General features: G+C 73.3%; 10 protein-coding genes and 2 pseudogenes. 8 read left to right on the top strand and 4 right to left on the bottom strand.

Annotated elements, in window-relative coordinates:
• Together BG452_RS21880 and BG452_RS21875 are read left to right on the top strand one after the other, a co-directional pair.
• Window positions 1-1,737 (top strand): annotated as a pseudogene (locus tag BG452_RS21880) (hypothetical protein); the annotation flags it as partial.
• Window positions 1,738-1,854: 117 nt separating this feature from the next.
• Entirely contained in the window at window positions 1,855-2,784 is a 930-nt protein-coding gene (locus tag BG452_RS21875) for a cellulose-binding protein (RefSeq protein ID WP_188306039.1), read from the top strand.
• 90 nt (window positions 2,785-2,874) lie between these two features.
• Here BG452_RS21875 and BG452_RS21870 read toward each other — a convergent pair whose 3' ends face one another.
• Entirely contained in the window at window positions 2,875-3,186 is a 312-nt protein-coding gene (locus tag BG452_RS21870) for a hypothetical protein (protein WP_188306038.1), read from the bottom strand.
• Window positions 3,183-3,980: an alpha/beta fold hydrolase gene (locus BG452_RS21865; RefSeq protein ID WP_188306037.1), complete on the bottom strand. Its 798-nt coding sequence runs from the start codon at window positions 3,978-3,980 to the stop codon at window positions 3,183-3,185. Before BG452_RS21865 ends, BG452_RS21870 begins: the two co-directional genes overlap by 4 nt.
• 183 nt (window positions 3,981-4,163) lie before the next feature.
• Between BG452_RS21865 and BG452_RS21860 the strand changes: the two genes are divergently transcribed.
• Together BG452_RS21860 and BG452_RS21855 are read left to right on the top strand one after the other, a co-directional pair.
• Window positions 4,164-5,168, top strand: coding sequence for an ABC transporter ATP-binding protein (locus tag BG452_RS21860; RefSeq protein ID WP_188306036.1), 1,005 nt, complete (start codon window positions 4,164-4,166; stop codon window positions 5,166-5,168).
• 1 nt (window position 5,169) lies between these two features.
• Window positions 5,170-5,937, top strand: coding sequence for an ABC transporter permease subunit (locus BG452_RS21855; protein ID WP_188306035.1), 768 nt, complete (start codon window positions 5,170-5,172; stop codon window positions 5,935-5,937).
• Between the two features lie 13 nt (window positions 5,938-5,950).
• Here the strand turns inward: BG452_RS21855 and BG452_RS21850 are convergent, their stop codons facing one another.
• Window positions 5,951-6,274, bottom strand: a complete 324-nt coding sequence (locus tag BG452_RS21850; RefSeq protein ID WP_188306034.1) for an ATP/GTP-binding protein — start codon at window positions 6,272-6,274, stop codon at window positions 5,951-5,953.
• Window positions 6,275-6,536: 262 nt separating this feature from the next.
• On the opposite strand from BG452_RS21850, the gene BG452_RS21845 reads away from it, so the two are divergent.
• Window positions 6,537-7,847 carry an LLM class flavin-dependent oxidoreductase gene (locus tag BG452_RS21845; RefSeq protein WP_188306033.1) on the top strand — a complete coding sequence of 437 codons (1,311 nt, stop codon included), beginning with the start codon at window positions 6,537-6,539 and terminating at the stop codon, window positions 7,845-7,847.
• A 76-nt stretch (window positions 7,848-7,923) separates the two neighbouring features.
• Here BG452_RS21845 and BG452_RS21840 read toward each other — a convergent pair whose 3' ends face one another.
• Window positions 7,924-8,316: an SCO5389 family protein gene (locus BG452_RS21840; RefSeq protein ID WP_188306032.1), complete on the bottom strand. Its 393-nt coding sequence runs from the start codon at window positions 8,314-8,316 to the stop codon at window positions 7,924-7,926.
• A gap of 482 nt (window positions 8,317-8,798) precedes the next feature.
• Between BG452_RS21840 and nucS the strand changes: the two genes are divergently transcribed.
• The 3 genes and pseudogenes from nucS to BG452_RS21830 form a co-directional block, all read left to right on the top strand.
• The gene (nucS, locus tag BG452_RS21835; protein WP_188306031.1) at window positions 8,799-9,458 is read left to right on the top strand and encodes an endonuclease NucS; all 660 of its coding nucleotides are present in this window, start codon (window positions 8,799-8,801) and stop codon (window positions 9,456-9,458) included.
• A gap of 29 nt (window positions 9,459-9,487) precedes the next feature.
• Window positions 9,488-9,613, top strand: coding sequence for a hypothetical protein (locus BG452_RS47190; RefSeq protein WP_262986031.1), 126 nt, complete (start codon window positions 9,488-9,490; stop codon window positions 9,611-9,613).
• A gap of 69 nt (window positions 9,614-9,682) precedes the next feature.
• Window positions 9,683-10,055 (top strand): annotated as a pseudogene (locus BG452_RS21830) (hypothetical protein); the annotation flags it as partial.

Below are 10,055 nucleotides of genomic sequence, written 5' to 3'. Positions count from 1 at the left end.
GCCGATCAGATCGCCGCGCTGCGGGCCACCGCCGAGCAGGAGGCCGCGGACACCCGTGCCCTGGCCGAGCAGGACGCCGCCGAGGCGCGCGCCCTGGCCGAGCGGGAGACCACCGAGCAGCGCGAGCTCACCGACCGGGAGACCGCCGAGCAGCGCGAGGCCGCCGACCGGTACGCCGCCGAGGTGCGCGAGCTCGCCGACCGGGAGACCGCTGAGCAGCGCGCCCTGGCCGAGTACGAGACCGCCGAGCAGCGCGAACTCGCCGACCGCGAGACCGCCGACCTGCGGGCCCGCACCGAGGCCGAGACCGCCGCCCTGCGCGAGCACACCGAGCTGGAGCTCACCGCCGAGCGCGAGGCCGCCGAGGCCGACCTCGGCCGCCGCCGGGCCGAGGCCCAGGCCTACGACGAGCAGCTGCGGGCCGACGCCGAGGCCGAGCTGCGGGCCGCCCAGGAGGCCGCCGAGCAGCTGCGCGCGGACGCCGCGGCGCAGGCCGCCCGTACGGTGGCCGAGGCCGACGCCCAGGGCCTGCGGACGGTCGCCGACGCCGAGGAGCTGGCCGCCAACCTGCGCGCCGAGGCCGAGGAGTACGCCCTCGCCACCCGCTCCCTGGCCGACGAGTACGACGCCGCCGCCCACGCCCGCGCGGACGCCTACGACGCGGAGACCCGGGAGGCCGCCGAGCAGTTCGACAAGGCCACCCGCGAGCGGGCCACGGCCGTCCTGGAGAAGGCCTTCGCGGACGCCGAGTCGCTCGGCGAGGACGCCCAGACCACCGCGCTGGCCACCACCGCCGCCGCCGAGGAGCAGGCGGACGCGATGGTCGCGGCCGCCCGCAAGGAGGCCGACCGGCTGGTCGCGGCCGGCGAGGCGGCCGGTCAGGCCGAGGTCGAGAAGGGCCGCGCCGACGCCGACGCGCTGCTCGCCGAGGCCCGCCGGGACGCCACCGCGATCCGCGAGCGCGCCGAGGAGCTGCGCGAGCGCACCGACGCCGAGGTGGAGGCGCTGCACGAGCGGGCCCGCAAGGAGAACGCGGCGGCCATGAAGTCGGCCGGCGAGCGGGTGGACGCGCTGGTGACGGCCGCCCAGGAGCAGCTGACCGAGGCCGAGGAGCAGGCGGTGGCCACCGTGGCCGAGGCCGAGGAGCGCGCCGCCGCCCTGGTCGCGGCCGCCGAGGAGCGGGCCGCCGAGCTCACCTCGGAGGCCTCCGCGGAGGCCAGCAAGGTCCGGCTGTCCGCCGTCCGCAAGGCCGAGGGCCTGCTCAAGGAGGCGGAGACCAAGCTCGCCAACTCCACCGACCGGGCCGAGTCGCTGATCGAGAAGTCCGAGGCCAAGCTGCGTTCGGCCGAGGCGGAGGCCGAGGAGCGGCTCGACAGCGCGGCCACCGAGGCGGAGAAGCGGCTGCGCGACGCCGACCGCACCGCGGACGAGCAGGTCGAGCTGGCGAAGGCGGAGGCCGAGCGGCTGGTCGCCGAGGCGAAGGCCGAGGCCAAGCGGGTCACCGACGAGGGCCGGCGGGAGCTGGACGAGCTGGTGCGCCGCCGCAAGGACATCAACACCGAGATCTCCAGGGTCCAGGACGTGCTCTCGGCGCTGGAGGCGTTCGAGGCACCGTCACCGGTCGCCCAGGCCAACGGGGGAAGCAACACCAAGAAGGACGGGGGCGCCAAGGCCGGTGCCGGAGTGGGCTCCCCCCGGTCGGGTGGCAATCGCTCCAAGAACGCACCACCCGATTGAGCGGACATTGGCGGTCATTGTCCGTGAGACAACGGCATTTCGCCGTCGACACTCCGGTACCGTGTCAGGATTCCCTCAACCACCCCAGCGGTTTGACGACAGGAAGCCCAGAGTCCCATGAGCGACAGTCACTCCCCTCACGGCTTCGACCTGGTGCGCCGTGGGTACGAGCGCGCCCAGGTCGACGAGCGGATCACCAAGCTGGTGGCCGACCGTGACAGCGCATTGACCCGGATCAGTGCGCTGGAGAAGCGCATCGAGGAACTCCACCTGGAGACCCAGACCGCCCAGGCGGCGGTCGCCGAGCAGGAGCCCTCCTACGCCGGTCTCGGCGCCCGGGTCGAGAAGATCCTGCGGCTCGCCGAGGAGGAGGCCAAGGACCTGCGCGACGAGGCGCACCGCGCCTCCGAGCAGCACCGCGAGCTGGCCGAGGCCGCCGCCCAGCAGGTCCGCACCGAGGCGGAGAACTACGCCAAGGACCGCAAGGCCAAGGCGGAGGACGAGGGGCTGCGGATCGTCGACAAGGCGAAGAGCGACTCCGCCCAGCTGCGCGCCGAGGCCAACAAGGACGCCCAGAACAAGCGCGAGGAGGCGGACGCCCTCTTCGAGGAGACCCGCACCAAGGCCGCCCAGGCCGCGCTGGAGTTCGAGACGAACCTGGCCAAGCGCCGCGAGCAGTCCGAGCGCGACCTGGCCGCCCGTCAGGCCAAGGCCGAGAAGCGCCTCGCCGAGATCGAGCACCGGGCGGAGCAGCTGCGTCTGGAGGCCGAGAAGCTGCGCACCGACGCCGAGCGCCGGGCCCGCCAGACCGTCGAGACGGCCCAGCGCCAGTCCGAGGACATCGTGGCGGACGCCAACGCCAAGGCGGACCGCATCCGCAGCGAATCCGAGCGCGAGCTGGCGGCGCTGACCAACCGCCGCGACAGCATCAACGCCCAGCTGACCAACGTCCGCGAGATGCTGGCGACGCTGACCGGCGCGGCCGTGGCCGCCGCCTCGCTGCCGAACGACGACACCATGGGCGTGCCCGCCCAGCAGTCGCGCTGACGCAGCCGCCGACGTAGTCGCCGCACAGGCCCTCACCCGTCAGGGTGAGGGCCTGTCGCGCGTCACGGTGTCACTGTCTCGGGCACTCTTTCATCGGGGGTAGGCCCCGTCGGGCCGCTGGTGCCCGCTGCTGAGCTGGTTCCCCTCGTCGTCCGAGACGGTGCCGAACCAGGAGGTGCACCAGACCGACACCGAGTCGGGCCAGTACTGCACCTCGAACGGGTGCCCGGATCCGTAGTCGCCGTACGAGGTGACGATGAAGGTCTCGCCGGGGCGCATCCAGTAGTCCTCGCCGAGCGGCTCCAGGGTCAGCTCCACCAGTCCCTCGCCGCGGTTGGTCACCGGCATCCGGCCGGTGACCTCCAGTGCGGAGAAGTCCCAGCCCACCTCGTCCGGGCTCATCCGGCGGCCACCCGGAGGAGCAGTCGGCGGGCCGCGGCGTCGAACGCCCCAGGGGACTCCATGGCGCTGAGGTGGCCCACGCCGGGGACGACGGTCAGCTCGGCGTCCGGGCGGGTCCGGGCCATCAGCTCGGCCTCCTCCGGCGCCACCAGGGCGTCCAGGGCGCTCGCCAGGACCGAGACCGGCACCCGGAGCCCGGCCAGGACGTCCAGGGAGTCCGGGCGGGCCGCCATGGCCCGCTGGGCCCAGGCGACGGCGGCCGGCGACGCGGCGGCCACCATCGTCCGCACCCGCTCCACCAGGTGCTGCGAGTCGGGCCCGAGCTGCCTGGCCGCCACCCGCTCGTCCTCCAGCAGCCGGACGCTGTTGCGGGCGGTGACGGCGGCGGCGATCCGCTCCCGGTCGGCCCGGACGGCGTCGGTGTCGGCGGTGGCGCGGGTGTTGGCCAGCAGCAGTCCGGACAGCCGGTCCGGGTGCCGGCGGGCGAAGGCGAGCGCCACGTAGCCGCCCATGGAGAGCCCGCCGACCACCGCGCGGTCGATCCCGGCCGCGTCCAGCAGCAGCGCCAGGTCGTCGGCGACGAGGTCCAGCGAGGGTTCGTCGGTGCCCAGCGCGGTGCCGCCGAATCCCCGCTGGTCGGGGGCGAGCACCCGGACCTCGTCCCCGGTGAGTCCGGGCAGCGCGTCCAGCTGGGCGGACCACATCGAGGAGTTCAACGGGAAGGCGTGCAGCAGCACGAGGGGTGTTCCGGTACCGCTCTCCCGAACCGAAACCGCCGAGGGGAGCCCACTCATGCGCCCACCTCGCTACGCTCGGCAGGGGCCTTCGCCAACGCGCACCTCACCATGATTCGCTCGCTCTGCTCGCTCATGCCGCCCACCGTATTCCGGTGCGCCCGGTGAGCCCACTCAGCGGGCCCACTCGACGGGCCACGCCATCCGCTTTGTCCTAGCCTGACAGAGAGTAAGGGAGCGCGAATGATCGAGTTGCACGACCTGACAAAACGTTACGGCAAGACGCTCGCGGTGGACCGGCTGAGCTTCTCGGTCCCCCAGGGGGTGGTCACCGGCTTCCTCGGGCCCAACGGCGCCGGCAAGTCCACCACCATGCGCATGATCCTCGACCTGGACCGGCCCACCAGCGGCCGGGTCACCATCGACGGCAGACGCTACGGGCAGCTCAGCGAGCCGCTCAAGTACATCGGCGCCCTGCTGGAGGCCAAGGCCGTCCACCCCGGCCGCACCGCCCGCGACCACCTGCTCTGGCTCGCCCAGTGCAACCGGATCCCCGAGCGCCGGGTCGACGAGGTGCTCGCCCTGGTCGGCCTCACCCCGGTCGCCCGCAAGCGCGCCCGGGGCTTCTCGCTCGGCATGGGCCAGCGCCTGGGCATCGCCTCCGCACTGCTCGGCGACCCGGAGATCGTCATGTTCGACGAGCCGGTCAACGGTCTGGACCCGGAGGGCATCCTCTGGATCCGCAACCTGATGAAGCGGCTCGCCGGCGAGGGCCGGACGGTCTTCGTCTCCTCCCACCTGATGAGCGAGATGGCCGTCACCGCCGACCACCTGGTGGTCATCGGCAAGGGCCGGCTGCTCGCCGACCTGTCGATGCCGGAGTTCATCCGGCGCAACTCCCGCTCCGCCGTACGGATGCGCAGCCCCCACCCCGAGCGTCTGCTCGACGTCCTGGCCGGGGCCGGACTGCGGCACGAACCGGGCCCGGACGGCTCCTACGAGGTGGTCGACGGCGACATCGCCCAGCTCGGCGAACTGGTCGCCGAGCACGGCCTGGTGCTGCACGAACTCAGCCCGCAGCAGGCCTCGTTGGAGGAGGCGTTCATGCAGATGACGGCGGACTCGGTGGAGTACCACGCGGGCGACGGCCCGGGCCGGGACGCGGCCGGCGCACCCGGCGACTGGGGCGCGGGCTGGAAGGCGGACGCCGCCCGGCCGACCGCGGCGGCACGGCAGGAGGAGAACTGAGATGACGTCCTTCCCGGCGATCCTTCGCTCCGAGTGGACGAAGATCCGCAGCGTCCGCTCCACCGTCTGGACGCTCGCGCTCGCCTTCGTGGTCACCGTCGGCATCGGCGCGCTGCTGTCCCTGCTCACCAACAACAACTTCACCGAGTTCAGACGCCATGAGCAGGCCCCGTTCGACGCCACCGGCACGGCCTTCTCCGGCATCATGCTCGGCGAGCTGGCCATCATCGTCTTCGGCGTGCTGGCGATCGGCAACGAGTACAGCAGCGGCATGATCCGGGTCACCCTGGCCGCCGTCCCCCAGCGCGGCACCCTGCTGGCCGGCAAGGCGCTGGTGCTCGGCGGGCTGGCCCTCGCGGTCTCGCTGGTGACCGCCTTCATCACCTTCTTCGTCGGCCAGGCGCTGCTCGGCTCGCACTCCACCACCCTGAGCGAACCGAACGTGCTGCGCGCGGTGCTCGGCGCCGCGCTGTACCTGACGATGCTCTGCCTGTTCTCGGCGGGCGTCACCACGATGCTGCACAACCAGACGCTCGCGCTCGGCGTGCTGGTGCCGTTCTTCTTCCTGCTCTCGCCGATCCTCTCGGCGGTGCCGAAGGTCAAGACGCTGGCCCACTACTTCCCCGACTACGCGGGCTCCCGGATGCTCCTGGTGTACGAGCAGAACGGCCAGCCGTACGGGCCGTGGGCGGGTTTCACGATCTGCCTGGCCTGGACCCTGGCAGCGCTGCTCGGCGGCGCGCTGGTACTCAAGAACCGCGACGCGTAACGGAGTTCAGGATTCAGTAGCGCGGAGCGCCGCGGCCTCGCAGGACGTTGGAGGCCCGGCGCTCCCGCGCTCCCCAGCACGCGCGGTGCCAGTGCCGCCGGTCGTCCACACCGCCGCCGTGCATCGGCCAGGCCACCACATGGCCCATCCTGGGCGGGATCTCCTGGTCGCAGCCCGGGCAGCGGTAGAACCGTCCCGAGGTGCCGGCGACCGTCTGCACCACCCAGTCGTCGCCCTGGTAGTTCTCGGTGCGGCGCAGCGAGCCGCCGAGCGGGGCGGCCGCCGGTTCGGCGCTCTCGCGGGGGGCGTCGGTCTTGATCCGGTTGCGGCGGGGCACGGCGGACTGCCTCTCTTCCGGGGCTCGAAGTCGTTCCAGCCTAGGGCCTGTCCTCGGGCCTTGGCCGGATCGGGCCCCGCCGCCCGCCGGGCCTCCCGTGGCCTCTATCACGGTCCCGGCCGACCCTCCGGGGTTTTTGCCGAGATCCACCCGATCATCGGGGAAATTCGGGGTTCCGCGTGCCATTGGCACATGACATCGGATACCCACGAGTGGACAGGCGGGGCCCGCAGACCCTGCGTGCACCCGAGGAGGCCCCAGGATGACCAAGACCAGCCCCCGCGCCGAGACCCGCCGGCCCGTCGGCGTGCGCCCGCCCGCCCCCGGCCCGACGCTGACCTCCGTACCGCCGCCGACCGCCGTCGCGGGTGAACCGCTGACCGCCGCGCAGCGCACCGGCGCACTGCCGCCGGACACCGCACCGGTCCGGGTCGGCGCCTTCCTGCTGTCCGCCCAGTTCCCCGGGCAGAGCCACGGCGAGGCACTGGAGCGCACCGTCCGGGCCACCGTCGAGGCCGAACGCGCGGGCCTGGACAGCGTCTGGCTGGCCGAGCACCACTTCGTCCCGTACGGGGTCTGCCCCGACGCCGCGACCCTCGCCGCGCTGCTGCTCGGGCGCACCCGCCGGATCGACATCGGCACCGCGGTCAGCGTGCTCTCCACCGGCCACCCGGTGGCGCTCGGCGAGCAGGCCGCGCTGCTGCACCTCACCTCCGGCGGGCGCTTCACGCTCGGGGTGGGCCGCGGCGGGCCGTGGATCGACCTGGAGGTGTTCGGCGCCGGCCTGGACGCCTTCGAGAACGGCTTCCCCGAGCGGCTGGACCTGCTGCTGCGCTGGCTGCGCGGCTCCCGGGTGGGCGCGGACGGGCCCCAGTTCGCCTTCCCCGAGGTGGCGGTGGTGCCGCAGGCCACCGAAGCGCCGCGCCGCCCCGGCCTGGGCAGCTGGCTCGGCCTGGACGAGCCGAGCGGCCCGGTGCGCTTCCCCCGCCAGCGCCAGGACGTCGACGGCCTGGCCGGGGAACTCACCGCCGCTGGACGGCCGGTGGCCGGCCCGCCGGTGGTGGTCGCCTGCACCTCCCCGGGCGGGGTGAAGCTGGCCGCCGAGCGCGGACTGCCGATGCTGCTGGGCATGCACTCCGGCGACGACGACAAGCTGCGGATGCTGGAGCTCTACCGCACCGCCTGGCTGGCCGCCGGGCGCGGCGAGGAGCAGCTGCGCCGGGTGACCCGCCAGCACGTCGCGGCCGGCGTGGCCCAGGTGGACGACCGCGCCTCGGCCGCCCGCGCCACCCTGCTGAACGCGATGCCCGGCTGGTTCGAGTACGGGCTGGGCGCCCACCGCACGGTGGACGGCCGCGAGCGCAAGATGCGCGACCCGCACCAGTACACCGAACTGCTCTGCGACCTGCATGCGGTGGGCACCCCGCAACAGTGCGCCGACCGCCTGCTGGCCACCGCCGAGCGCACCGGGATCCGCCGGTTCGCCCTGCTCGCGGAGGGCAGCGGCGACCACGAGGCGACCCTGCACAACATCGCCCGGCTCGGCTCCGAGGTGCTGCCGCAGCTGAGTTGACCGTACGGACCGCCGGGCGGCCGGACCGCCGCCCCTCCCCCCGCACCGGGGGACGGGGCGGCCGGCACCGGCCGGGTCAGCAGTCCCGCAGTTCCTCGGACTGGTTGAGCAGCTGCTCCCGGACGGAGGTGAAGCGGCCGTACCGCGCCTCGTTGGCGTCCGACGGCAGGAACACCGCCACCCGGTGACAGTTCTGGAACGCCAGCCGGACCCCGAAGTGGCGCTGCAGGGCGCCCCGGATGGCGTCGCTGGCCAGGGCGCGCAGCAGCTGGCCGCGGGCCTGCTCGCTGGGCGGCGGCACCTGGTTGTCGGCGAAGTCGGTGCCGTCGACCTTCGCCTGGGCGACCAGCGAGCTGATCAGGTCCCAGGCGTACGGCAGCGAGACGCGGACGCAGTCGACGAATTCCCGCTCGTCGACCTCGCCCCGCTCAGCCTTTTCCAGCAGGGCCGGTGAGACGTCGAGCGACATGGATTCTCCTCTCGCGGTCCACCCGCGGCGGCGCCCGGGTGGTCATGCGTAGTCCAAGCTCACAGTGAGGGTGGGCGGTCTCGCAGGTGGTGTCCGGAACACCGTGGGACGGGGGTTTCCGGCACCTGGAGCGAAGGCGGCGGCGCCACGGGACGTGACGTCCTGAACACCGACCGCGTCAGAACAGCGTGGCAGTCAACGACGGAGCGGGCTGGTCATTCCTACGGATTGCTTCGGAAATACGCCGCGGTACACCAGATTGGCCTGATCCTGCCGGATCGTTCACCTGAAGTCTCCATCCCCGTTGACAGCGACCCCGCATCCGTGGCGTCACACACCGTAGCGACCCGAGGGGGCGTACGCCAGAGCGCGGTGAGCGGCGGCGGGAGCACCGAACCTCCATGTTCGCGGGGTTCGCGCTTTCTTCACCCGGTCGTCTCGGAATCGCATCAACTGGCCCCGGTGGGCTAGCGTGGTCGACCGTGCGTCTCGTAATTGCCCGCTGCTCAGTCGACTATGCCGGTCGGCTCTCCGCCCATCTGCCCTCCGCCACCAGGCTCATCCTGGTCAAGGCCGACGGCAGCGTCAGCATCCACGCCGACGACCGCGCCTACAAGCCGCTCAACTGGATGTCCCCGCCGTGCGCCCTCAAGGAGGCCGACGGGGTCTGGACGGTGGTCAACAAGGCCGGCGAGAAGCTCATCATCACGCTGGAGGAGGTGCTGCACGACTCCTCCCACGAGCTGGGGGTGGACCCGGGCCTGATCAAGGACGGCGTCGAGGCGCACCTCCAGGAGCTGCTCGCCGACCGGATGGAGGTGCTCGGGAGCGGCTGGTCGCTGATCCGCCGTGAGTACCCGACCGCCATCGGCCCGGTCGACATCCTCTGCCGCGACGCCGACGGTGCCACGGTCGCCGTCGAGATCAAGCGCCGCGGTGAGATCGACGGTGTCGAGCAGCTCACCCGCTACCTCGAACTCCTCAACCGGGACCCGCTGTTGGCCCCGGTCAAGGGCGTCTTCGCCGCGCAGGAGATCAAGCCCCAGGCCCGCGTGCTGGCCACCGACCGGGGCATCGGCTGTGTGGTGCTGGACTACGACGAGCTGCGCGGCATCGACGACGACAAGCTCAAGCTGTTCTGACCGGTCAGCTCTACGCCGAGGTGGTCGCGGTGGCCGTCGTGGTCGGGCTGGGCGGCGGCGTGGACGGTGCCGACGACGCGCTCGGGCTGGTCGTCGGGGCCGACGGGCTGTGGCTCGGCACCGACGGCTGCGGGGACTGCGGCGCCGGCGGCTGAGACTGCTGCGGCGGCTGCGGCTGGCCCGGCGCGGGCTGCTGCGGCTGCCCCTGCGGGACGCCTGACTGGGTGGCCCCCGGCGAGGCGCTCGGCCGCCTCGTCGGCGAGGCGCTCGGCGAGTGCGACGCACTGCCGCTCGCCGAGGGCTCCGGGCTGGTCCCCGCCCCCGCCGGAGCGCCCGGCTCGGTGCCGCCGCTCCCGGCGGTGCCCGGACCGCTGTCGGCGGACGGCAGCGGCACCGGCGCATTGCCGGTGTCACCGACCTGGTCCATCCGCCCGTGCGGGTCGTTCCCCTTGGGCTCGTCGGGCCCGGTGACGCTCATCGCCACCGCCGTACCGAGCACTCCGAAGGTGAGCAGAGCCGCGGAGGCCACCACCACCCGGCGCCGCTTCCCGGCGCGGGCCTTGAGTCCGGCCGGCACCCGGGCGGCGATCTCGCGGA

This window comes from Streptomyces sp. CBMA123 (assembly GCF_014596465.1).
Lineage (GTDB): Bacteria > Actinomycetota > Actinomycetes > Streptomycetales > Streptomycetaceae > Kitasatospora.
The sequence above is the reverse complement of the archived record's forward strand: the minus strand, read 5'-3'. Positions and strand labels throughout refer to the sequence as shown.